Below are 23350 nucleotides of genomic sequence, written 5' to 3' on the forward strand. Positions count from 1 at the left end.
CAGGGTGGCCTAAAGCTGCTCCTCCAACCAGAGCCGACTGCTTTCTTCTAGCGCATTGCGAGCTGAGATGATGTTCGCAACATGCTCCGGGAAAGAGGAAAGCTCATAGCGCAGCGTATATTCCAACTGTCCTTGCGCCCTGTCAGGATGCCACGTCACCTGCTGCACAGCTGGCGTGCTGCCATCCAACACCGCAGGCTTCTCCAGCCATGGCAGCGCAGAAAGCGTTGTTTCTTCAGAGAGTTCTATCTTGGGTGAGGTATCCTGAGCCACATCCAGCCGCTGAGAAACCTGCGTTGAAATCGGCAGGGTCCAAAGCACCGCAAGGAACCACAGCAGAGCAGGGACGCGCACCGCCTCGACGTATCGCAGCTGAAACTTCCCTTCCAGAAACTGCGAGATCATCACCAATCCGGCCAGTATAAGCAGAACCCCAAAGGCCAATGCACGGGCATCCAGTTGCGGGGAAAGGAAGATGAACATGGTCACCAACAGCACCAGCAGAGCAAACGACACGCCGCAATAAAGCTTGGTCATGGAGGAGACTTCAGGGTCAAATTTCGGTCGGTTGGAAACGCCAGTCTTCTGCAGTTTGTTGGAAACGCGTCGCCGATCTTCAGGCCGCCAGCCAGTTGGCTTGAACCACAAACGAACTTTATCCCACCAGCTTTGTGTATGCAGGCTGTCGCGGAAAAGCATAGACCAGTGCTGCAGGTTGGCTGTGACCGGGTTCCACGTTTTCAGCTGTGTCGTGGTGCCATAGTGGCAAGGGTGCTCAGAGACTTCCGGCTGCCAGCTGCCAAACATCCGGTCCCAGATCACCAGTGTGCCGCCGAAGTTTTTGTCGATGTAAATCGGATTCTTGGCGTGGTGGACTCGATGGCTTGAGGGCGTGGAAAACACGCCTTCCATCAGGGGGATACGATCAATCGCCTGCGTATGCAGCCAGAACTGATAGGCCTTCAGCAGCATGAACTGGATCAGGAAAACCTCAGGCGGGCAACCAAGGAAGGCGAGAGGCAGATAAAAGACCCACGAGAACGCATATTGAAACGCACTCTGCCGCAGGGCTGTGGTCAGATTATACTCCTCACTCTGGTGATGCCCCACATGAGCGCCCCAAAGGAAGTTGTAGGTGTGGGCAATGCGATGGAACCAGTAATAACAAAAGTCCACCCCAAAGAAGAACACCACCCATGTGACCCAGCTGGCAGAGCCAAAATCAAACAGTCGATAGGACGACCAGGCCCATATAAACACCGAGAATGTAAAGGTTTTCAGCAGCGCATCAGAAACCAGCAGGCAGACGCCCATGGAAAGGCTGGCGATGTTGTCGCTAAACCGGTGTAAGTCCCGTCCGCTCAGGCGCAGATAGGCATATTCAATCAGCATGAAAAACAGAAACAGCGGAATTGCCAGCGCTGTAATGTTGTACTCTGCCATTTTATTCCCCCTCGCACAGCGTCCTAAGATCAACCGCGCAACAAAAAAGCGTAGAGTTGCTGGCCCGTATCTGCAGAGTAAGGTCTGCAAAGGCTCTTATGTTGACTTTAACGTAAAGGCAGAGGAAGGGGCTGACAACACAAATCTGAGTGTTTCTGGAGTGTGCGGCCTGCAGGTTTTCTAGGAAGATTCCGAAGTTTTACTCAGAACTAACACAAATGATTACTAGTCAACATATTGATATAATTAAACTAATGAAAATGACAGTGCGGCAACTAAGCGCATTTTGAATATTTTTTCTGCAAATGATTTTTTTTGCGTTAAAAGTGACAATTACAGGGTAGGGCCTGCCTTGTTGGCTGGGCCCCAATTTTATTCAAGGACCTTAGCTGGCTGTCCTTCATGGTTTTCGGTCATACACCCAGGGGAACGCGGGGTATGGGCGCGCAGTAGAGCAAAGGCTGTAGTTCTTAGAAAACAGAGTTTTCTGAACAATAAGAAAGAATTAACGGGAGACACCATGACTGAACTGCTAATGTCAACTCTTGCTGGTTTCATCATCGGAGCAATCTTCACTGCGATCAAACTGCCTATTCCAGCTCCGCCAGTTCTGTCTGGCTGTGTAGCGATCCTCGGCGTTTGGGGCGGTCATCAGATCATGCTGCAGATCACAGAGCGCTTCTTCTCCTAAGAAAGTGCGGTCGAACTTTAAAAAGCGGTGCTGAATGTCAGTGCCGCTTTTTTTGTGCTTGCATAATAAAGAAATGAAAATGTATATAAAAACAAAAATATTGTCATATGGAGTTTCCCATGAACATCCTCCTCATCTCAGGAAGCACCAGAAAAGGCTCGTTGAATAAGAGCTTGCTGGATGCAGCAGCTGAAGAAGCGCATAACCTCAACCACAAAACCGAACACCTCTCCCATCAGCTGGCATCATTTCCCCTCTACCATTCCGATCTTGAAGAAGATGCCGCCGTTCAGAACCAGCTCTCGTTGCTCCGCCAACAGATTGAAGCTGCTGACGTAATCCTTCTCTCTTCCCCTGAGTACAACGGCTTCCATACCCCGCACCTGCACAACGTGTTCACCTGGGCTTCCAGACGAGCAGCTGGCAAATCCCACTCTGTGCTTGAGGGAAAAGTCGTTGGTTTGCTCTCTGCTGCTCCGGGTCCGTTCGGGGGGGTAAGAATGCTGCCGCGCCTGTCGTCTTTTGCAGCAGACCACGGTTGCTGGGTACATCCACGATATGTTGCCGTCGGCAATATGGCGTCTAAAACCGACGACAGCGGACGAGTTACCTGCGCTGAAACCCGCCAGAAACTGCGCAATCTGATTGATCAGATCTGTAAGATGGCAGCGCCGTCTCAGGTTGCTGAACCAGCATAAACCTCGAATTTCTCATTGAAAAAGATAAGACCCGGCTCACCAAAAGGCCGGGTTTCTTTTTGTCTGCGTGACTATCTTGCGGGCACATTGATCAAACAATGAGCAGTATTATCGATTTCCGACATCCTGCTGAAAGCCTGCGCTTCCGAAGATATAACTAATTATACCAATGAGTTACTGTGTATTCATTGCTACAGACCCAGTTTGGCACGCCCCTTGCGATACTGCGCAGCAACAGAGTTTGCATAGACAGTGCGCGGAGAGGGGGCAGCCAAAGGAACTCACGGTGCCACGTTTGGAGAGGCGGGCCTGACAAAGGCTTACGGCGAGTGAATTTCTAATCCGCGCGCGAGGGGAGATGAACCATCAGTCATCTCCCCTTCGCATTCCCGGTTTTGGGGTTGCGTTGTTATGTGCGTTGCTTTGCGTTCTTTCTGCATTTTCACCGTTGCATTGGAAAAGCCATGGATCTTCTCAAGTCATTTGATGCCACTTTGGTGTTTGGTTTTATCGTCACCTTCATGGCGCTCAATTTCACCCCTGGTCCCGCGGTACTAAAAGTGGTTGGTGACAGCATCTCAAACGGTATTGGCAGAACCCATGCCAGCATGGCAGGTGTGTTCGGTGCCAACCTCATGTACGCACTGCTGGCAGCCGGAGGTATGAGTGCACTGCTATTGTCTTTCCCGGTTCTGTTCGAAACGGTGAAATGGATTGGCGTAGCTTATCTATTGTATCTTGCATATGGATCTTTCAAAGCCGCTTTCACCGCCTCACTGGGGGAGGCGAAAGAGCAAAAGCCAGCTTCCGCTTTGAAGCTGTTCCTCACCTCATTTGCAATGCAGGGCGCCAACCCGAAATCCGTCTTGTCCTTCGGTGCGATGCTGCCCGTGTTTGCGGGGGAAGGGGATGGCATGGCGCTGCGTATGATGGCGCTGGCACTCTTCAACATCGCCCTCGAATATCCGGCCCTGCTGTTCTACGCTTACTTGGGAACTCGAGCGTCAAAGTTCGCCGTCTCCGCCCGTTCCCGCGCGGCTATGGACGCTTTCGCCGGAACAGCTCTGGCAGGTGCTGCCTACATGATCTCCAAAAGCACGCTGAAAACGCAGTAGGGCTGCAGATTACCCATTCAGAAAACTCAGAGCCTTCTTGTTGAAGAGCGATTGGTTTTCGAACATCAGGAAGTGAGAACCGCCTTGGTCCTCGCTGAAGACCTCCAGAGAGGCATTGGGCATGGTCTCTGCGATAAACTGTTGTGAAGCCAGCGGATGCCAACTGAGTTCCCCTGTGAACACAAGAGTCGGCTGGGGAATGTGGGGCAGAAGAGCCCGCCAGTCCTGCAGCATCAGGTTTTCAATAAGGTCTGCAGCGTAGTTCCGGGGCAGTTTCAGGTTCTCCGCAGCCAACTCTCGCAAAGTGGCTTCACTGATCCTGCTTGAGAACATCCCGCCAATAATCGCAAGGTGATCCTCAATGCTGCGCGTCTGGCGAATAGACCGCACCATCTCATCAAGCGCTTCTAAGGTGGGATGGATAGAACCGGCCTCTTCAGTTTCCTGTTCCGTCCAGGAAGGCCTTGCCATCAGGGCAGCGGGTTCGTCGATAAACACCATACGGCGTGCAGGGCGATCAGTGCCAAACATATCCTGATAAGCCCAGAGCATTGCGACGGACAGAGAATGCCCAACCGCATCGAAATCACGAAGGTCCAGAGCCTCCACCACATCAAACATATCCTTGGCAAACCGCTGGATCCGATAGCCGTCAGATGGCTTTTGCGATTCACCATGGCCCCGGTTATCGAGAGCATAGACCGTATGGCTCTGGCAGAAGTCTGCGAACTGTCCTGCCCACACAGTTGCGGTCTGGCTCCAGCCACCCAACAACAGAATAGGACGTCCTTGCCCCCCAGTGAGGTAAGAAAGCTCCACGCCATCGCGGGTCATTACGGTCTTGCGTTCCATCATCATTGGCCTCTTGCGGTCAACTCAAACACTCTCGCAAATCATAGGACAGAACCGTTACGCAGCTGCAAATGAGCCTGCAGGAGGGAAGAGGCGTGTGCTAATTCTGAATAACTGGTCCTAGAATTTTGCAGGTAGCTTGCATACCTGATCAGCTGCCACTCTTCCCGAGTAACGTTGCGTACCTGCCCAAAAAGCACTTCGCCAGACACGAGTAAAACCGCAGTGCAGTCAACACGCTATGCAACCAAGAAGAGGCTGTGACATTGCGTGGAGGTCCTCGGAGTAACAGCTTTCATTTGAGCAAATTAAAGTAACCTTCTGCTCATCCTGAAAGTAATACCAATTCAGAATTCTGAGTTTATTTGTAGGTCAAGGTGTTGACAGCGCCAGCCAAGTAGAAGCTATGCTAGCGCCTGTTCTTCAAGAAGTGAAACTTGGATTTCTGACAGGGACATTCGCAAATTCAAGCAGTTAGAGCATGCACGCAAGCAACCCACAGCTCTTGGTGTGCTCACTGCTACATCCAGAAATTGGTGAGGAGTCGTGAGCATGGAAGCTGCTGCCTGTGCTGATACTGCAATCAGAATGGAAACATGGAGAACGGAGGACCGGCAGGTCAGCTGCATCCTCTCTGCCAAATGCGATGCACCAATCTCCAACTACACACTCTGCTTCAGCATGCTTGCTCCGTGCGAAGTGGTCGAAGGTGCCAACACCCACCGTATGACAGCGGGGTATGTGGAGCTGCAGTTCGACAATGACAAGCTGGGAACAGGGCAGGCGCTGGCGTTTACGCTCAAGTACAAAAGCAACATGAACCCCTCCAACCGCAGCTGGCTGCCCAAGGGCGCTTACTTGCGGATGGAAGATGGCAGCATCCTGCCGGTTCAGATCACCCCGCGTGGGATAGACCAAACCTACTCCACCAAACTGCCTGAGCAACACGCCGACCCTTCCTCTGATGAGCTGATGCTCGTGCCAGCCCCGCAAAGCTGGCAACCCACTGGCGCAACGCTGAATGTCAGCGCTGGCTATAAGCTCGACCGTTCATGGGATACGGATGGCGAGGCCGACAGCACTGAAGCCGTGGAAATGCTGGCGGAACGCAACAACATCGGCCCGTTCCTTGCAGAAGAGGGGACGCCGCTCCACTTCACCAGAAACGCTGGACTGGCAGAAGATGCCTATGAGCTGACAATTGCGCCAGATGGCATCACGCTCACCGCATCCGCAGCAGCAGGCGCTTTTTATGGCGCGATCACCCTTCTTAATCTCAAGCAGATCTATGGCGGCACCATTCCATGCGGTCAGATAGCAGACGCGCCTCGCTTTGAATGGCGCGGTCAGCATCTGGATTGCGCCCGCCACTATTACGAGCCGGAAACACTGCTGCGGCTCGTCGATATGATGGCCTTGTTCAAGCTCAACCGCTTCCACTGGCACTTCTGCGATGATGAGGCCTTCCGTCTGGAGGTGGAAAGCTATCCGGAACTCTGGAAGAAATCTGGCATGCGTGGAGAAGGCCGTGTTGTACCCGGCATCTACGGCGCAGCAGATGGCCCACAAGGCGGCACCTACTCCAAGGCCTTTGCCAGCCGACTGGTGGAGCACGCCAAAGCGCTCCATATCGAAGTTCTGCCGGAGATCGAGATACCCGCCCACTCTTGGGCCGTGCTCCAGATCCATCCGGAACTGCGCGAAGCTGCCGATGAAAGCAACGAGGTCTCCGTTCACGGTTACCTGAACAACACCATCAACCCGGCCTTACCGGAAGCATGGACTTACATGGAAGCGCTGGCCAAAGAAGTCTCCGGCATCTTCCCATTCGCGCATCTCCATCTGGGATGTGATGAACGTCCGCCAGCGGCATGGACCAAATCACCGGCCATTGAACAGCTAAAGGCAGAACAGGGGTTAGAGACCGCTGATGATGTGCAGGGCTGGATGATGGACAAACTGGGGGCCTACGTCAGCTCGCTGGGCGTACGTCCCGCCGCTTGGGAGGAAGCAGCCAAAGGTGCAAACGGCGGCATCAACAACGATGCCATCCTGTTCTCATGGACCCAGCAGGGACCGGGGCTCGAAGCTGCCCGCAAAGGCTACTCCGTCGTGATGACACCAGCAGCGCATGCCTATTGGGACATTGCACCGTCAGGCGAGTTCAACGAGATTGGCCTCAACTGGGCAGGCATCACAAGCCTTGCTGATAGCGTCAACTGGGATCCGGTACCGGAAAATGAGCCAGAGTTGGAAGGTAAGATCATCGGTGCGCAAGGTTGCTTGTGGTCAGAGGTTGTTCTGCGGGATGCCAATATGGAAAGCATGATGGCGCCGCGCATTCTGGGCATTTCAGAAATCGGCTGGGCCACCCGCGCTAATAAGCCGGATGCAGAGCAAATCACGCAAAAAGCCGCCTGCTACAACAAGCTGTTCGCTGCTATTGGTTGGCGTCAGGATGTCAGAGACTAAACAGCAAAAGACCCGCTCCAAACCTTGGCAGCGGGTCTTTTCTAAAGCTTAAGCGTTGCGCAATTCAGCAACAAAATCATAGATATCGCCGCGATAAACGCCCGTGGTCAGCTCAATCACCCGCCCGCTGGGCAGGTACGCTGTGCGGTCGATGTAAAGTGCCGCATCTCCCTCAGAAACCTCAAGCAAAGCTGCCTGTTCTTCGGTGAGTTTGCAGGCAGAAATACGCTGGATCGCGCGGGAAGGGCGCATGCCCTCTAAAGACAGCTTCTCATAAAGCGAGGTCTCAATCCGAGACGGATCAGGAACAAACTCTGTCGAGAGCGAACTGGTCTCGATCGCCAGAGGGATACCATCTGCGCGGCGCAAGCGGGTTATCCGCGAAACCTGTCCATCGGAAGGCAGGCCAAGCGCAACAATCTCTTCTGGCGAAGGCAGGTAGATGCCGCAGGACAGGGTCTCGGAAGACGATGTTTTCCCGCGCCGCTGCATGTCCTCGGTAAAGCTGGTCAGTGCAGAAAGAGACTGCTCCATACGCTTCATCTGAGGCGCCACATAAGAACCGGAGCCCCGGCGCTGAATCACCAAACCATCCACGACCAGTTGCGAAATCGCTTTGCGAATCGTCACGCGGGACAGCCCGGTCAGTGTCGCCAACTCTCGCTCGGCAGGCAGCGTCGTCGCTGCTGCTAACCGTCCATCTTTAATGGCGGATTCAAGGTGCCGGTACAGCTGCAGGTAGCGTGGACCGCCACTCCTTTGCTGCCAGGATGTCGTTGAGAACAGATCGGTATGGGTGTCTTCTTGTGCGCTCATTCTGCTCGTCTTCATGATGAATCCGTATTACCTATAATACCTTTTTGATACCAATGCAAAACAATACCGATAGAATACCAATGAAAATATCGAGGCTTTTCCCCGCTCGATTTCCCTGAAATCTAGGGCTTTTTTGGCGTTAATCAGAAATATTTCACAGGAGATAGTGAAATGGTAGACAAATGGATTTGTTTTGGTATTATTTTGGCAACTCGCAAATAAACACGCAGTTCGTCTCCCTGGCGATAACAAGACGCAAGCGGCGAGGTACAACCGATCACCTTTGGGAATTGGGGAGAGCGCATGACACATGCGTCTGGGGACCTGCTGCCTTATCAGGGCGAGCGCAGCGGTTCGGGAAAAACAAAACAGGGTGTGCTCAAGCGGATCTTCCGCTCAGAAGCAACCTTCGCATGGCTTTTGATTGCTCCGGCAGCAATTTATCTGATCCTTATCGTGGCATGGCCGCTGGTTGAGACAATCCGCTTGTCCTTCACCAACGCCAACATTGGCGGCGAGGCTTACATCGGCACCGCCAACTACGAAAAGCTGCTCAGCAGTCGCAAATTCAGTCAGACGATTTCCAGAACGTTCTATTGGATGTTCCTGTCTGTCTCATTCAAAATCATTTTTGGTCTGATCGGTGCAACGCTGCTCAACGCGGCGATCCCGGGTCGGGCACTGTTCCGCATGCTGGTCATGCCACCATGGATTGTTCCGGTCGCGATCGGCTGTTTCGGTTGGCTGTGGCTCTACAACGGCCACTTCGGCATCATCTCCGGTGTGCTGCAATATGTTGGCGTGCTGGATGGACCATTCGAGTTCCTGGCCTACAAAAACAGCGCGTTCTATTCCGCTGTGATCACCGATGTTTGGGTCGGTCTGCCAATGGTGACCATCTTCATGCTGGCAGCCATGCAGGGCGTGCCGCGTGATCTGTATGAAGCTGCTTACGTGGATGGGGCATCCCGTTGGTATCGCTTCCGCCGCATCACCATTCCGCAAATCTTGCCGGTGATCATCACCATGTCGATCCTTTCCGTGATCTGGACCTTCAACTCCTTCGAAATCATCTGGATTTTGACCGAAGGCGGACCACGCAGCGCAACCACAACGCTGATCATCGACACCTACAAAATGGCCATCGCAAACTTCAAGTTCGGGCAAGGTGCTGCACGTGCTGTGATTGTTGTGACACTGCTCAGCGTGTTCTCACTGGTCTACCTGTTTGCGCTTCACCAGATCAAAAAACGTTTCGAGGCAGCCTAAAATGATGGATCGTTACTCGCTGCCACATAAAGTATTTCTCTACTTCTGCGTGGCGATTTTCCTCGGCTTCATTCTGTTGCCGTTCTTCGAAATGTTCATGACCTCACTGCGGCCACTGGAGCACCTGTTCCGCTCGCCCTATCAGTTCTGGTCAGATGACTTCTCGTTCAGAGCCTACTCCCAGATGTGGGAGACAGTGCCAATGCTGCCGCGTTACATCGCAAACAGCATGCTGATCTCACTGTCGGTGACAGCTCTGTCTCTAGCGTTCATCATTCCAGCTGCCTACGCCTATGCCCGGTTTGACTTCAAAGGCAAGTCTGTCAGCCTTGGCATCTTTCTGGCGGTCAACATGTTCTCCGGCGCGGTTCTGCTTATTCCGCTGTACAAGCTCCTGAGAAACTACGGTCTGCTGAACACCTACTTTGCCATGATCGTTCCGGGCGCAGCCTTCCTGCTGCCAATGGGCATCTGGCTCCTGAAATCCTATCTGGAAAAAATCCCACGCGAACTGGAAGAAGCAGCGTTCATGGATGGTGCCAGCCGTCTGTATACCCTGCGCCGTGTGGTGCTGCCACTGGCCGTTCCCGGCCTCATCGTGGTGGGTGTGGCTGTGTTCCTGTCAGCCTACGCACAGCAGTTCCTGTTCGCGATCACCTTTAACAGCGTCAAGGAGTTTATGCCTCTGCCAGCGGGCATCCTCGAGTTCATTGGCTACCAGTCAGTCAAATGGAACCAGATGATGGCAGCAAGCATTGTTGGAATACTGCCCGTACTCGTAATTTTCTTATTTTTACAACGCTACTTGGTGGCCGGCCTCACAGCTGGTGCGATCAAGGAGTGACATTTTCAAAATAGCATTGGTTACTGGGAGGAGAAACCATGAGGACTAAACTGCTATTCGCAATGGCTGCAAGCGCAGCCGCACTAATGGGCGCATCAGCTGCACAATCAGCAGAACTGCACTTCATCCGTTGTGGGGACAACGGCTTGGATCAGGATCGCAAGGTTATCGCAGCGTTTGAAGAAAAATTCCCGGGCAACACCGTCAACATGGAAAGCCTTCCATGGGGCACCTGTCAGGATAAGTCTCTGAAGCTTGCATCCGCTGGCAGCCCGCCATCCGTATCTTACATGGGCTCGCGCACACTCAAGCAGCTGGCAGACAACAATCTGGTTGTTGACGTGAAGATCTCCGAAGATCAGCAGAAAGCGTATCAGCCGGGCGTGCTGAACACCGTGAGCTATCGTGATAAGTTCTGGGGCTTCCCACGGGCATTTTCCACCAAGGGTCTGTTCCTGAACTGTGACATCTTCGAAGAAGCCGGTCTTGCTTGTGAAGCGCCAAAGACCTGGGATGAGATGTACACCGCTGCAAAGGCGATCAAGGACAAAACCGGAAAAGCAGGTGTCGGTCTGGCCGGTAAAGACTTCGACAACACCATGCACCAGTTCCTGAACTACCTGTATTCCAATGGTGGTCAGGTGATCGATCCATCCACCAACGAAATCACGCTGAACTCCGAGAACACTTTGGAAACTCTGAAGTTCTACGGCAAGCTGGTAGACGTTGCACAGGACGGTCCAACCGCATTTGAGCGTACGCAGGTCCGTGATCTGTTCAACGACAACAAAGTTGGCATGTACATCGACGGTCCATGGGCTCGCGGTCAGCATAAAGAAGGCATCACCACCAAGGTTGCGCCGATCCCAGCTGGTCCAAACGGTGTGAGCGGCACGCTTCTGATCACCGACTCCCTCGCAGTGTTCAAAGGCTCCGGCCATGAAGAACTGGCGATGGAATTCGCTCGCATGATGACCTCCGGTGAATCTCAGTACACGCTGGACAGCCCGGACGGTTGGGGCCTGACACCAATCCTCAAGTACGAAGAGCTTGGCTGGGAAAAGCCATTCTACAAAGACGATCCATACTGGGCAGTCTTCGTAGACTCCATCCCAACCGGTGGCCCGGAGCCTCTCTTTGTTGATTACAAAGCGATGCAGACAACCATCAACTCCATGATTCAGGGCATCATCCTGAAAGACGATACTGCTGAAAACCTGGTGGCAATCGCCGCTGAAGAACTCGAAGAGTTCAAGTAAGCAAAACCCGGAGAGGCTGCCCGCAGCCTCTCCCCGTTATCAAGCGCGAGAAGACGAATATTATGGCCACGCTTCAGCTACAAAACATCGTAAAATCATTTGGACCAACAACCGTATTGAAGGACGTCAACCTGTCCATTGAGGACAAGGAGTTCGTCGTCTTCGTTGGCCCCTCTGGCTGCGGAAAAACAACTTTGTTGCGCATCGTGGCAGGTTTGGAAATAGCCTCCGAAGGCTCCATCATCATTGATGGCAAAGATGTTTCCGACGACCACCCCATTGATCGCGGAATCTCCATGGTGTTCCAGAGCTACGCGCTCTATCCTCACCTCTCAGTTTTTGAAAACATCGCCTTCCCACTGCGTGTTGCCAAACGCCCGGAAGACGAGATCAAGGACCGTGTCCATAAAGCCGCTGCCATTCTGCAGCTGGAAGAGCGCCTGGAGCACAAGCCCGGTCAGCTCTCCGGTGGTCAGCGCCAGCGTGTTGCTATTGGACGGTCTATTGTTCGCAATCCAAAAGTGTTCCTGTTCGACGAGCCGCTCTCAAACCTTGATGCAGCGCTGCGCGGGGACATGCGCGTGGAACTCTCCAAGCTCCACAAAAGCCTCGACACCACAATGATTTACGTGACCCACGATCAGGTAGAAGCCATGACTATGGCTGACCGCATAGTGGTGCTCAACGGCGGTGTGGTGGAACAGTGCGGCACCCCGATGGACCTCTACCTGCACCCGCGCAACAAGTTCGTGGCAGGCTTCATCGGCCATCCCAAAATGAACTTCGTCTCCGCCATGGTCAGCCGTGTGGAAGACCGCATGCTGCACGTGCAGCTGCAAGACGGCGGCCTCATGAGCCTGCCTGTCGCATGTCAGAACATCAAGGCGGGCGACAATGTCGAAATCGGCATTCGTCCTGAGCACATGCAGCTGGATGAGAACGGCCCAATCGCCATGCACGTGGAAGTGCTGGAGCGCCTCGGTGCCCATTCCATCGCCTATGGCAAAGTCAACGGCGACAACGCTTTCTGCGCATCGCTGCCGGGTATGGCGGAAATACCGGAAGGCACAACCATTAAACTCAACGTCAAGCCGGAAGATGCCTACGTCTTTGATGCAGATGGGCTTGCACAGCAGCGTCTTGGCGCGCTGGAACTCGCATAGGAGAAACACATGCGTATCATCGTTGTTGGTTTGGGTTTGCGGGCTGTCAGCGTTCTGGAAAGGCTGCAGGCACATATGGATGAAGCGGAAGTGGTGGCCTATGTAGACCCCAAACCGCACCAGATTGAGCGCCTCAAAAACCACGAGGCCATCAAGCCTTACGACACGCTGGAAGAAATGTTGGCGGGTGAAAAAGCGGACCTGCTGTTCGTCAGCTCACCAAACCACATGCACCTGGAGCACATCCGTCTGGGGCTGGAAGCTGGCATCCGCATGTTCGCTGAAAAACCTGTCGTGATCTCCATGGAAGAGACCATGGAACTAGCAGAGCTGCTCTCAAAGCATGGGGCAGATCAGGTGCTCATCGGTCTGGTCCTCCGCTACGCCCAGCACGCAAGAGACCTGCGTGCCGCACAGGCTGCGGGGCAGATCGGCGATGTGGTTTCTATTGAAGCCAACGAGCATATCGCGCCGTATCACGGTGCCTTCTTTATGCGGGACTGGCGCCGTTATTCCAAATACTCCGGCGGCTTCATGCTGGAAAAATGCTGCCACGACCTCGACATTTACAACATGGTCACCGGCTCACGCCCAACCCGCGTCGCCAGCTTTGGCGGCAGAAAATCCTTTGTCCCGAGCAACGCACCGGCAAAAGATGCAGATACGCAGGTGTATCACGTGAAGGAATCCATCTGGGAAGCTGCGGAAGATCCGTTCCTCTCCGATGGAGATATCGTCGACCACCAGACCGCAATCCTCGAATACGAGAGCGGCGCCACCATGGCCTTCCACACCAACATCAACGTGCCGGACGAACACCGCCGGTTCTGCGTGATTGGCACCAAAGGCATGGCGGAAGGCGACTTCGTACGCGGTTATCTGAAAGTCACCGATGCTCATACCCGTGGCACATTGGTGGACGAAGATTACACCAAGTCGATTGACCGCCCCGGCGCACACTACGGCGCTGATGACATGATGTGTCAGGACCTCTGCGCGTACCTGCGCGGTGAAATGGACAGCCTGCCAGTCTCCGTCGTGGACGCATTGGAAGCAGGCGTTGCCGCACTGGCATTGGATCAGGCGCGCACCACCGGTCAGGTCGTGGATCTGACCTCCTACTGGGAAAAATTTGACAGTTTCGACCTGCGGGGGACCGCAGCAACAACAAAAAAGATGGAATCAATACAGTGACCAAACTCCCCGGCGCGTACATGCGTGCTGAGATCGATCAGGCAATTCCGGCATTTGCTGAAGGCGTGCTTCAGGACCTTTCAGCAAGTGTCAAAGCAGCAGCACTGGACAAGCTCGACGCGTTTTACACCATTGCGCGTGGAAGCTCAGACGCTGCAGCCAACCTGATCTCCTATGAACTGATGGCTGAATTGCAAAAGCCGGTAACAACCTTGCCGCCCTCTGTGTTCAGCTTGGGGAATGGATTGCAGCTGGGCAATGCTGGCGCGCTTATTTTCTCCCAATCCGGGGGAAGTAAAGATCTGATCAGCGCTGCAATCGGGTTCAAGAATGCGGGCGGTAAAACGCTGGCCATTACCAACACACCCGGCTCTCCGCTGGCAGCCGAAGCGGATGCCTTTGTCGATATCAAAGCAGGGCTGGAACAAGCCGTTCCTGCCACCAAAACAGTGATCTGCACCATCGCCGCCGGAATGGCTCTTCTGGCAGCGCTTAAACCGGATTACGTCAAAGCCTGTGAAGCTGCAGCCAAAGCCATGTGGGCCAGCGCTGATGCCAAACTTGAACAGGCTGACCAGATCATCGAGGCCGTAAAATCCACACCGCATGTCTATGTCATCGGGCGCGGATGCGGGTTCGGCGCTGCCCATGAAGTGGCGTTGAAGCTGAAGGAAACCACGGCTATTCATGCCGAGGCATACTCCGCGGCTGAGGTGCTACACGGCCCGCTGCAACTGGCCACGAAACCGCTCTGTGTCCTCATTTTGGATACGGGGGAAGAAGTCAGCAACCAAAGCCTGAGCCTGGCCGAAGAGCGGTTCCGCTCCGTCGGCGCAAATGTTTTCCGCCTGACACCAGAAACCGTTGGTGCGCAGGGCCTTACTCCCGCAGCAAGCTCCGCCATGCTGCTGCGTGCATTGTACCCAGTGATTTTGGAAATTGCTCTCCAGTTGGGTCTGGATCCAGACCAACCGGAAACACTTTCTAAGGTTACTGTAACTATTTGATTTTATGAAGGAATACTGCGATGGTCGATCTGACCAAATGGGCAACTACGCGCGAAATTCAGGCGCAACCGCAAATCTGGGCAAGCTGGGGGCAGGAGTTTTCTACCCGCCTCAGTGACCTGAGCGAGTGGGTCGCCAACTCAGGCGCTACGGAAGTCTGGTTCTGCGGGGCAGGCACGTCAGCCTATATTGGCGACCTTCTGTGCAGAGCGCTGGACGCAACCTCCGTGTTGCCAATGCGCTCGGTTCCTTCAACTGATCTGGTCAGCGCACCGCATGCGTTCAAACGCAACGGTGTGATCCCACTGGTCGTTTCCTTCGGTCGTTCCGGCAACTCCACCGAGTCTATTGGCACGCTGGACTTGCTGGACGCAATCTTCCCAGAAGCACCACGGCTGAACATCACCTGCAACAAGGACAGTGCTCTGGCAATCCGCCAGCCTGCCTCACAGGCCAGCCAGCGCGTGATTGTGTTGCCGGACGAATGCCACGACAGCGGCTTCGCCATGACTTCCAGCTTCACCACCATGATCCTGACGGCCATGGCTGTGTTTGGACAGGAAACACCGGAAGAGTTTGCCGCCAACATGAACGAGATCAGCCACGCAGCTGAAATCGTGCTGGCAGAGGCGGATCAGCTGGTGGGCAAACTCACCATCCCGCAGCGTGCTGTGTTCGTGGGCTCTGGGCCACTAGCCTTCGTCGCTCGTGAAAGTGCGCTGAAGGTGATGGAACTGGCCGCGGGCAAAATCCCATCTATCTGGGACAGCTCTCTTGGCTTCCGGCATGGGCCAAAGTCGTTCGTGGATGACCAGACCAAGGTCTTCGTGTTCCTCTCCAACAACCTGCACTCCCGCCGCTATGACGAAGATCTGGCAGATGAGGTGAAGGCACAGTTTGGTGAGCAAACGGTAGTGACCATCGGCAACTCCGCCAAGGCGGATGTGCATATTCCATGCAAACTGGAGGATGGCTGGATGTCCGTCCTCACTGTACTCATTGCCCAGTGGCTGGGTGTGGCATGGTCCAATCAGCTTGGCTTCAACGTCGACAATCCGTTTGAAGGGCAGGGTACGCTGACCCGCGTGGTCTCGGGTGTAAAGCTCTACGCATTGGAAGAGGCCTGATATGGTTCGAGCAGGTGGCATAGATCTGGGTGGCACCAAAATCGAGGCAACCGCCTTCGACCATGATTGGGCCGTGGTTGAAACCAAACGTATCCCAACACCGCATGATTCCTACGAAAATCTGGTAGATGCCCTCTGCGAGATGGTGATCTGGCTGGAAGAAACCGCAGGCTCTAAAGGCCTGCCGGTGGGGGTCGGTATTCCCGGTTTCCATTCTAAACGAACCGGCAAGTTTCTCACCGCCAACCTGCTTGCCTCGGGCCGCACTGTTCATGAGGATCTGATTGACAAACTGGGCAGAGCCGTCGCGTTTGAAAACGACTGCAACTGCTTTGCCCTTTCCGAGGCCATGCTCGGCGCAGGCCGCAGCTATGCCAGTGTCTTCGGCTTGATCATCGGCACCGGCGTTGGCGGCGGATATTGCTCCAACGGCACCCTGATCTCGGGCCTCAACGGCGCTGCCGGGGAGTACGGTCATCTCGGCATTCCATACATGACCATCAAGGAACTTGGGCTCGATGGCATCCAGTGTGGATGTGGTCGCACCGGTTGTTTTGAGACCTACCTCGCTGGCCCCGGAATGCGCCGCCTCGCAAAGCACGTCACCGGTAAGGATGTGGACGCGCAGGCCATCACCACAGCAGCCGCTGCGGGTGATCCGCAGATGCAGGAAGTCATGCGTATGTGGGCACGCATTGCCGCTGAACTGGTTACGGCGCTCCAATGCACCGTGGACCCGGACTGCATCGTGCTTGGCGGTGGCCTTTCCAAGATCCCGAATATCGACCGCATCATTTCCGAGGCTTTGCCCGGGCATCTGCTGGACCAGACAGAGCCACCGGAAATCCGCGTTGCCGAATACGGCGACAGCAGCGGCACGCGCGGCGCGGCTCTTGCAGCCGTTCAAAACTACGAAATACTGGAGGAAGCGTCATGAGCAATCCACTGCTTGAGGTGATCACTGCCAACCGTGCAGGCGCCAGAGCCGCGCTTCCCTCCATCTGCTCCGCACAGCCGGATGTCATCCTCGCTTCTGCTCTGCTCGCTGCAGAAAAGAACGCGACCCTGCTGCTGGAAGCCACCAGCAATCAGGTCAATCAGGATGGCGGCTACACCGGTATGAAGCCCGCTGATTTTGTCAGCTATGTCAAAGGCATTTGTACCTCAGCCGGATTGCCGGAAGACGCGCTGATCCTTGGCGGTGACCACCTCGGGCCCCAAGCCTGGCGCTCCATGCCTGCCGAAAAAGCCATGGCCAAAGCCAAAGAGCTGATGAAAGCCTATGTGCAGGCCGGTTTCACCAAAATCCATCTGGACTGCTCCGAAGGCTGCGCAGGTGAAGAAGCTCAGGTTGGTGATGAGTTAAGCGCCAGCCGGGCTGCCGAACTGGCAGCAGTCTGCGAAGAATTTGCTCCAGACCCAACCCGCCTCAACTACATCGTCGGTACGGAAGTTCCTCCTCCCGGAGGCGCGCGTGAGGAAGGCGAGGCTCATGGCATTGAGCCAACCCCGCCTGCGCGTGCCTCCCGTACCTTGCAGATGCATTTCGAGAAGTTTGATGTGCTGGGCCTGCATGCCGCCAAAGAACGCATTTGCGGTCTTGTCGTTCAGCCGGGCGTGGAGTTCTCACCCTTCCACATCGACCATCTGCCAGCAGACGACGGCAAAGCCCTGCGCGCTGCATTGGACCCGTTCACGAACGTGGTGTTCGAAGCGCACAGCACTGACTACCAGCTGGACAACGCTTTCCCACGCCTCGCCAATATGGGCTTCGCGATCCTGAAAGTCGGCCCCGCGCTCACCTTCGCCTATCGGCAGGCGATCTATGCACTCGATCAGATGCTGGATTGGCTGGATGAGGACAAACGCACAGCTCCAAAAATCTCAAAGATCCTGGAAACCGAGATGCTGTCAGAGCCCAAATACTGGCGTTCGCATTATCAGGGCTCGGATCACGAACTGCGCCTGCTGCGCCACTTCAGTTATGCAGATCGCATTCGGTATTACTGGCCTCAGGAGAAGGTGCAGGATGCCCTTGAGGCACTCTTTGCGGCTCTTCAAACCCATAAGATTCCAGAAACACTGCTGCTTCAACTGTTTGCATCTCAAACTGTTGAACGTGCGCGGGCTTTGCAGAGCTACGGTTTTGGCATAGAGAAGGCGCTCGTGCTTGCTGAAATCCAGCAGGCATTGGACCCTTATTTCTTTGAGAGAGTTGAGACACCTCAGCTTGAGGAGGCTCTATGAGCACCGCACCGGGCAACCAAGATATCTGGCTGAGCCCAGATCAGCTGTTTGACGGGCAGAACCTGCTGACCGATACCGCCATTCATCTGGTGAACGGCAAATACGCAGGCCTGTCTCCAGCAGACCAGTTGCCCACCGATGTGACAGTGAAAAAGCTCTCAGGCCTCATCACACCGGGTTTCTTTGATATCCAGATCAACGGTGGCGGTGGTGTCCTTTACAACACCACCCCAACACCAGAAGGTCTGGCAGCCATTGCTGAGGCCCACCGACAGTTCGGCACCACGGCCTTGCTGCCAACGGTCATCACCGATGCGCCGCAGGTGCTGGAAGAGGCTGTTGAGGCCATGAAGGATGCCTATGGCACCCATGGCATCAAAGGCATTCACATCGAAGGCCCGCACATCAGTGTGGAACGCAAAGGCACTCACGAAGCCAGCTGGGTCCGCCCGCTCAATAAGCGCAGTTTGGAACTGGTCCGCGATCTGCGGGATCGGGACATCCCCGTTTTGGTGACAGTTGCACCAGAAGGCGTTGCTAAAGGCGATGTTGCCAGACTGGTCGAGATGGGCGCCGTGGTTTCTATCGGTCATACCGATGCAGGCGCAGCGCAGATCAAACCTGTTCTGGAAGAGGGCGCCAACCTCTTCACGCACCTGTTCAACGGCATGTCCCAGATGGTCAACCGCGAGCCGGGAGCTGTCGGAACAGGCATCAACAGCACCGCTTATTGCTCGCTGATCGTAGATGGTCATCACGTGGCAGACGACATGCTGCGCCTCGCCATGCGCGCGCGCCCTGTCAAAGACCATATGATCATCATCAGCGATGCCATGCCTACCGTAGGTGGACCGGACAACTTCGATCTTTACGGTCATCAGGTCTATCTGGAAGACGGCAAGCTCATCAACAAAGCCGGATCTCTGGCTGGAGCGCACGTCACCATGTTTGAGTCCGTGGCCCGCATGATCAATACGCTTGAGTGCCCTGCTGAAGAAGTTCTGCGCATGGGCCTCTCCAACCCTGCAGCGCTGATGGGCCTGACCCAGTCTGTCGCCAATCTGGAAACTGCAGATGTCGAAGACCTTCTGCTGATCGCGCCGGACTACAGCTCCTTCACATTCCTCTCGCAAATGGCTTAAGCAAGCGCGAGAGGATTTACCTCACCGCTCCCGAAACGCCTCTGCCTTCACCTTGATCAGCGGCTTAGCGATGTAACTCAGCACGCTTTTCTCGCCTGTGAGAATGTCGATGCTCGCCGTCATGCCGGGTGTGATGGGTAAAGGGTTCTCCTCTGATCCCAGATGGTTCTGTCTGGTGCGCACGATCACCTTGAAAAACGCCTGACCGCGTTCATCCTCAGATGTATCCGGGCTGATCCGCTCCAGCACCCCTTCAAGTCCTCCATAAATGGAGTAGTCATAGGCCGTTACCTTCACGCTCACATCTTGTCCCGGGTGCAAGAAGGCCACGTGCTGTGGTTGTATCTGGGCAGCAATCAGCAGCGTGTCTTCCAGTGGTACAATCTCCACCAGCGGCTCACCGGCCTGAACCACCGCGCCAATGGTGCTCACGTTGAGCTTATTGATCACACCACGAACAGGCGCCACCAACGCACTGCGGTGAACGCGGTCTTCCGCCCCCCGCAACCGCTCCTCAATCACCGCCAGCTCCGCTTTCGTCGCCACCAGATCCGATTGCGCCTTGGAGGCAAAAGCTGTCTGCGCAGAGATGACCCGCTGCATCGCTTCCTGCTTCGCCGACCGTGCACTGGCTAATGAGGCCTCCAGCATCTGCTGCTCACCATGCATGGTCGTGTACTGACGCTTGAGCCGCAAGAACTCAATCTCTGGCAGAACCCCTCGCTTATAGAGCTGCTGATTGATCTCCAACTCGCGCGCGATAATTGTGAGGTTAGAGCCCAGCATCTGCGCTTCCGCTTCCAGCTGCTTCAGATCCTGCTCTTTCTGGCTAAACTGGCTGCGCAGCACGGCAACCTCAGCATTGAGCTGATCCTTACGCGCCTTGTAAACCTCCAGCTCTCGCTGCAGGAAGGCAGCAATGTCAGAGGGCGTATTGCTCAGGTTCAGCTGAAGATTTGCCTGCCGCGCCTCCGCCATCAACCGCGCAAGACGGGCCTGCAATGCATACTTCTTCTGCTGCAACTCTCCCAGTTGGGAAGCAAAACCGGTATTATCCAGCTTCACCAGAACAGCCCCTTGTTCCACGATCTCCCCTTCATAGAACAACACCTCGGAGACAATCCCACGCTCTGGTGCTTGCACAATCTGCATCTGGCGAGAGGGGATCACACGGCCATCACCTCGTGTCACTTCCTCCACATGCGCAAAAGCAGACCAGACGAACAGCAACAAGAGGATCCCGGCGCAGGTGAAAATCAGAATGCGCGAATGCTTTGCACTGTGAAACTCCGGCAAGTGCAAAGGCTCAATGGGAAGCGACCAGCCCTTCATGCGCGCAGCCTTTCTTCAATGGGAACCTGCGCTGGACGAGGCACTTCCCGAAGACGCGGTTGCTGCATCATGTCCCGAACTTCATCACTCGGCCCATCTGCAATAACGCGCCCTTGATCCAGAACGATCAGTCGCTTGGTGAGCTTCAAAAGGGAAGGGCGGTGCGTGCTGATGATAAGTGTCAAAGCCCCATTGTTGTAATTCTGCAGCCCCTGCAAAAGCCGTTGCTCAGCGGAAAGGTCCAGCTGGCTGGAAGGTTCATCCAGAAACAGGATCTTCGGCTTGCGCAATAGTATCCGCGCTAATGCTACACACTGCCGCTGACCGCCGGAAAGGGCACCACCATTTTCTCCAACAATAAGATTGAACCCAGCCGGATGCTTGTTCACGAGAGCATCCAGCCCCGTGATATGGCAAACCTCCTCAATCTCCTCATTGGTGAGATGAGGCAGACCTAGGCAAAGGTTGTCGCGTAACGTGCCCTGAAACAGTGTGTTTTCCTGAGACTGATAGCCAACAAACCGGCGCAGATCCGCAGGATCAAACTGCCGCGTATCAATGCCGTCAATCAGCACCGCACCCTCGGTTGGATAACGCAGTCCGCTCATCAGCCGACCAACCGTGGATTTGCCAGACCCAACACACCCAATCAGCCCAACCGTATCCCCCGGTGAAATGGCAAAACTGCAATGCGTGATGCTGGCCTTTTCGCTGAGCGGATAAGAGAAGCTCACGTTCTGGAACTGAACCTCACCGCGGCACCGCCTAAGGTTTGCCGTTGCTTTCCCCGCTTTGCGTTCTGTTGGCTGGCTCAACAACTCGTCCAACTGGCGAAAACTATGTAGTACCTGCCGAAAGCGAACCAGCGCATTGGCAATAGAGGAGATGGGCGCAAGCACGCGGGAAGACAGCATCATCGCAGCGATGAGCCCGCCCATGTTCACCGCACCAGCTTCCACCCGATAAACACCCCAGACAATGATCAGCACCGAGACCATGCCTTGCACATGCCCCGTTCCAACCATGGCAAGGTTGGACCAGTACCGGCTCTGTAAAAGAACCTCACTGCTGCGCTCCACCGAGTGCTCCCACCGCGCCTGCATATGCGCTTCCGCATTTAGAGCCCGAATTGTTTCATGCCCGCCCAATGTCTCCATCAGGATGTTCTGCCGCTTGTTACCTTCCAGACTGGATGCCTGTACAGCACGCTCCAGCGGCAATTGGGCTCCAAGATTGATGAGACAGACCACCGGAATGGCCAGCAGCGGGATCCAGGCGATGGGGCCGACAATGAAGAACAGGATGCAAATAAAAAGCCCGACAAAACAAAAATCGAGCAAGGCAATCAATGCAGTGGAGCTGAAGAACTCGCGAAGTTTCTCATATTCATGAACCGTCCCCGCATACTCTCCCGAACTTTTGGTTTTGACCGCAAAATCAATGTTCTGCATCTGGGAGAAGATCTTCGAAGCCAGCCGCTGATCGGCCTTTTTGCCAAGACTGTTGAGGATGGAAGACCGCGCCACCTTCAGCGCACTGTCTCCGGCCAACGCAATCATCACGCCAATCGTCAATGCCCATAAAGAAGCGACCGCAAAGTTGGGAAGGATGCGGTCGTAAACATTCATGATAAAGAGGGGAGAGGCAAGGGCGAGCAAGTTGATGAGCAACGTCCCAACCGCCACACTGCCATAGTCTGGCCAGAAGCGGGTGAACTCACTCCAGAACCAGTGCTTGTTGCTCTCCTGCACCTGCCCACTGCTGTCCTTGGCATGGAGCGAGGAAAACAGGATCGCATAGCCAGAATAAGCCCGCTGTAGAATATCAAGACTCAGAAACTGCGGCCTTTCCAAATCCAGCGGATCCAGCAGCTTTACCTGCCGCGTGGCAGCATCGTACCCCACTAGCAGGCGCAGCGCCCTGTCGTGAAACACCAGCAAGCACGGCACGCTGTTGCTGGAGATTTCACTGAGCGCGATCCGCTGTTTGACGGCTTGCAATCCGCAGTTCTCAGCGGCTTTCTCAACCTGCGAAAATTGCAGTCGGCCATTGATGAGCGGCAAACCTGCAGTAATGGCGGTCTTACTGAGAAAGTTTCCATGCGTGCGGGAGATGTAAGCAATGCTTTCAACGAGGGCGTCCAGCACCTCATGCATTGGATGGCTACCTTCCTCGGGATTGAGGGCATGAGGGCTGGACAAGCGAAAATCACTCACGGCGCGTTCCCTTGTTTTATGACGGCAATCTACAATTCAGTGATCTTTGTATTTAGAGGGGCCACGCTTTATTTGGTCTTCTTGCGAGAAGCAGAAAGATAAGCAGATACAACGCATTACTGGGTCCGTCTTATCTCTCAGTTCTCGCTAAGAAGTCTCGGTGTTCTTGTGGGATCTAAGAAAACACCCTGAGTAAAATGTGGCAATCTTGGGAACTTATACCGTCAAATTACGGGGCAAAAATTGCAGGAATGTTCTCGGCAAAAGACTCACTGTAAAATCTACGCCTTTAAAATCAGCGCCTGCTGAAACAGCTGTTTTTCCAGCTTTCCCGACAATTCCCCCTGCATAGATACCGCCAAAAGTGTGAGACAGGGCGTGTGTACGAAAGGGGATAATGGGATAATTTCCGTAAGGGAAGGAATCTCCCTGCTTTCTGAGGGGGTAATGCTGGCTAAGAGAA

At 54.7% G+C, this 23350-nt stretch carries 19 protein-coding genes; 14 read left to right on the forward strand and 5 right to left on the reverse strand.

The window, feature by feature from the left end:
- Positions 1-9: 9 nt before the first annotated feature.
- The gene (locus PSE_RS06715) at positions 10-1443 is read right to left on the reverse strand and encodes a sterol desaturase family protein (RefSeq protein ID WP_014284161.1); all 1434 of its coding nucleotides are present in this window, start codon (positions 1441-1443) and stop codon (positions 10-12) included.
- A 520-nt stretch (positions 1444-1963) separates the two neighbouring features.
- On the opposite strand from PSE_RS06715, the gene PSE_RS06725 reads away from it, so the two are divergent.
- The 3 genes from PSE_RS06725 (at position 1964) to PSE_RS06735 (ending at position 3947) form a co-directional block, all read left to right on the forward strand.
- Positions 1964-2134, forward strand: coding sequence for a XapX domain-containing protein (locus tag PSE_RS06725; protein ID WP_008552160.1), 171 nt, complete (start codon positions 1964-1966; stop codon positions 2132-2134).
- Between the two features lie 119 nt (positions 2135-2253).
- Positions 2254-2832: an NADPH-dependent FMN reductase gene (locus PSE_RS06730; RefSeq protein WP_148266094.1), complete on the forward strand. Its 579-nt coding sequence runs from the start codon at positions 2254-2256 to the stop codon at positions 2830-2832.
- Between the two features lie 464 nt (positions 2833-3296).
- Complete coding sequence (locus PSE_RS06735; RefSeq protein ID WP_148266095.1) at positions 3297-3947, forward strand: LysE family translocator; 651 nt, start codon at positions 3297-3299, stop codon at positions 3945-3947.
- A gap of 9 nt (positions 3948-3956) precedes the next feature.
- Here PSE_RS06735 and PSE_RS06740 read toward each other — a convergent pair whose 3' ends face one another.
- A complete protein-coding gene (locus PSE_RS06740) occupies positions 3957-4802 on the reverse strand; it encodes an alpha/beta fold hydrolase (protein WP_148266096.1) in 846 nt (281 codons plus the stop codon).
- Between the two features lie 549 nt (positions 4803-5351).
- On the opposite strand from PSE_RS06740, the gene PSE_RS06745 reads away from it, so the two are divergent.
- Entirely contained in the window at positions 5352-7271 is a 1920-nt protein-coding gene (locus tag PSE_RS06745) for a beta-N-acetylhexosaminidase (protein ID WP_014284166.1), read from the forward strand.
- Positions 7272-7319: 48 nt separating this feature from the next.
- Here the strand turns inward: PSE_RS06745 and PSE_RS06750 are convergent, their stop codons facing one another.
- Positions 7320-8102: a GntR family transcriptional regulator gene (locus tag PSE_RS06750; protein ID WP_014284167.1), complete on the reverse strand. Its 783-nt coding sequence runs from the start codon at positions 8100-8102 to the stop codon at positions 7320-7322.
- A gap of 288 nt (positions 8103-8390) precedes the next feature.
- Between PSE_RS06750 and PSE_RS06755 the strand changes: the two genes are divergently transcribed.
- The 10 genes from PSE_RS06755 (at position 8391) to nagA (ending at position 19339) form a co-directional block, all read left to right on the forward strand.
- Positions 8391-9356: a carbohydrate ABC transporter permease gene (locus PSE_RS06755; RefSeq protein WP_008552137.1), complete on the forward strand. Its 966-nt coding sequence runs from the start codon at positions 8391-8393 to the stop codon at positions 9354-9356.
- A gap of 1 nt (position 9357) precedes the next feature.
- On the forward strand, positions 9358-10200 hold the full coding sequence (locus PSE_RS06760) for a carbohydrate ABC transporter permease (protein WP_008552242.1): 843 nt from the start codon (positions 9358-9360) through the stop codon (positions 10198-10200).
- A 38-nt stretch (positions 10201-10238) separates the two neighbouring features.
- Positions 10239-11459: a sugar ABC transporter substrate-binding protein gene (locus PSE_RS06765; protein WP_041768079.1), complete on the forward strand. Its 1221-nt coding sequence runs from the start codon at positions 10239-10241 to the stop codon at positions 11457-11459.
- Between the two features lie 62 nt (positions 11460-11521).
- On the forward strand, positions 11522-12622 hold the full coding sequence (locus tag PSE_RS06770) for an ABC transporter ATP-binding protein (protein WP_014284169.1): 1101 nt from the start codon (positions 11522-11524) through the stop codon (positions 12620-12622).
- A gap of 9 nt (positions 12623-12631) precedes the next feature.
- Positions 12632-13816, forward strand: coding sequence for a Gfo/Idh/MocA family protein (locus PSE_RS06775; RefSeq protein ID WP_014284170.1), 1185 nt, complete (start codon positions 12632-12634; stop codon positions 13814-13816).
- On the forward strand, positions 13813-14823 hold the full coding sequence (locus PSE_RS06780; RefSeq protein ID WP_014284171.1) for an SIS domain-containing protein: 1011 nt from the start codon (positions 13813-13815) through the stop codon (positions 14821-14823). Before PSE_RS06775 ends, PSE_RS06780 begins: the two co-directional genes overlap by 4 nt.
- Before the next feature lie 20 nt (positions 14824-14843).
- The gene (locus tag PSE_RS06785; protein ID WP_014284172.1) at positions 14844-15950 is read left to right on the forward strand and encodes an SIS domain-containing protein; all 1107 of its coding nucleotides are present in this window, start codon (positions 14844-14846) and stop codon (positions 15948-15950) included.
- 1 nt (position 15951) lies between these two features.
- Positions 15952-16887 carry an ROK family protein gene (locus PSE_RS06790; protein WP_014284173.1) on the forward strand — a complete coding sequence of 312 codons (936 nt, stop codon included), beginning with the start codon at positions 15952-15954 and terminating at the stop codon, positions 16885-16887.
- Positions 16884-18197, forward strand: a complete 1314-nt coding sequence (locus PSE_RS06795) for a class II D-tagatose-bisphosphate aldolase non-catalytic subunit (protein ID WP_014284174.1) — start codon at positions 16884-16886, stop codon at positions 18195-18197. Before PSE_RS06790 ends, PSE_RS06795 begins: the two co-directional genes overlap by 4 nt.
- The gene (gene nagA / locus PSE_RS06800) at positions 18194-19339 is read left to right on the forward strand and encodes an N-acetylglucosamine-6-phosphate deacetylase (RefSeq protein WP_014284175.1); all 1146 of its coding nucleotides are present in this window, start codon (positions 18194-18196) and stop codon (positions 19337-19339) included. Before PSE_RS06795 ends, nagA begins: the two co-directional genes overlap by 4 nt.
- A gap of 21 nt (positions 19340-19360) precedes the next feature.
- Here nagA and PSE_RS06805 read toward each other — a convergent pair whose 3' ends face one another.
- On the reverse strand, positions 19361-20671 hold the full coding sequence (locus tag PSE_RS06805; protein ID WP_014284176.1) for an HlyD family type I secretion periplasmic adaptor subunit: 1311 nt from the start codon (positions 20669-20671) through the stop codon (positions 19361-19363).
- On the reverse strand, positions 20668-22887 hold the full coding sequence (locus PSE_RS06810; protein ID WP_208998104.1) for a type I secretion system permease/ATPase: 2220 nt from the start codon (positions 22885-22887) through the stop codon (positions 20668-20670). The genes PSE_RS06805 and PSE_RS06810 overlap by 4 nt, the downstream gene beginning before the upstream one ends.
- Positions 22888-23350: the final 463 nt, after the last annotated feature.

This window comes from Pseudovibrio sp. FO-BEG1, from assembly GCF_000236645.1.
GTDB lineage: Bacteria > Pseudomonadota > Alphaproteobacteria > Rhizobiales > Stappiaceae > Pseudovibrio.

Excerpts from the sequence above, each read along its gene's own strand:
- PSE_RS06770 (WP_014284169.1), top strand. The coding sequence starts at position 11,522 with ATGGCCACGCTTCAGCTACAAAACATCGTAAAATCATTTGGACCAACA.
- PSE_RS06790 (WP_014284173.1), top strand. The coding sequence starts at position 15,952 with ATGGTTCGAGCAGGTGGCATAGATCTGGGTGGCACCAAAATCGAGGCA.
- PSE_RS06750 (WP_014284167.1), bottom strand. The coding sequence starts at position 8,102 with ATGAAGACGAGCAGAATGAGCGCACAAGAAGACACCCATACCGATCTG.
- PSE_RS06715 (WP_014284161.1), bottom strand. The coding sequence starts at position 1,443 with ATGGCAGAGTACAACATTACAGCGCTGGCAATTCCGCTGTTTCTGTTT.
- nagA (WP_014284175.1), top strand. The coding sequence starts at position 18,194 with ATGAGCACCGCACCGGGCAACCAAGATATCTGGCTGAGCCCAGATCAG.
- PSE_RS06735 (WP_148266095.1), top strand. The coding sequence starts at position 3,297 with ATGGATCTTCTCAAGTCATTTGATGCCACTTTGGTGTTTGGTTTTATC.
- PSE_RS06765 (WP_041768079.1), top strand. The coding sequence starts at position 10,239 with ATGAGGACTAAACTGCTATTCGCAATGGCTGCAAGCGCAGCCGCACTA.
- PSE_RS06785 (WP_014284172.1), top strand. The coding sequence starts at position 14,844 with ATGGTCGATCTGACCAAATGGGCAACTACGCGCGAAATTCAGGCGCAA.
- PSE_RS06760 (WP_008552242.1), top strand. The coding sequence starts at position 9,358 with ATGATGGATCGTTACTCGCTGCCACATAAAGTATTTCTCTACTTCTGC.
- PSE_RS06805 (WP_014284176.1), bottom strand. The coding sequence starts at position 20,671 with ATGAAGGGCTGGTCGCTTCCCATTGAGCCTTTGCACTTGCCGGAGTTT.
- PSE_RS06755 (WP_008552137.1), top strand. The coding sequence starts at position 8,391 with ATGACACATGCGTCTGGGGACCTGCTGCCTTATCAGGGCGAGCGCAGC.
- PSE_RS06795 (WP_014284174.1), top strand. The coding sequence starts at position 16,884 with ATGAGCAATCCACTGCTTGAGGTGATCACTGCCAACCGTGCAGGCGCC.
- PSE_RS06775 (WP_014284170.1), top strand. The coding sequence starts at position 12,632 with ATGCGTATCATCGTTGTTGGTTTGGGTTTGCGGGCTGTCAGCGTTCTG.
- PSE_RS06745 (WP_014284166.1), top strand. The coding sequence starts at position 5,352 with ATGGAAGCTGCTGCCTGTGCTGATACTGCAATCAGAATGGAAACATGG.
- PSE_RS06730 (WP_148266094.1), top strand. The coding sequence starts at position 2,254 with ATGAACATCCTCCTCATCTCAGGAAGCACCAGAAAAGGCTCGTTGAAT.
- PSE_RS06740 (WP_148266096.1), bottom strand. The coding sequence starts at position 4,802 with ATGATGGAACGCAAGACCGTAATGACCCGCGATGGCGTGGAGCTTTCT.
- PSE_RS06725 (WP_008552160.1), top strand. The coding sequence starts at position 1,964 with ATGACTGAACTGCTAATGTCAACTCTTGCTGGTTTCATCATCGGAGCA.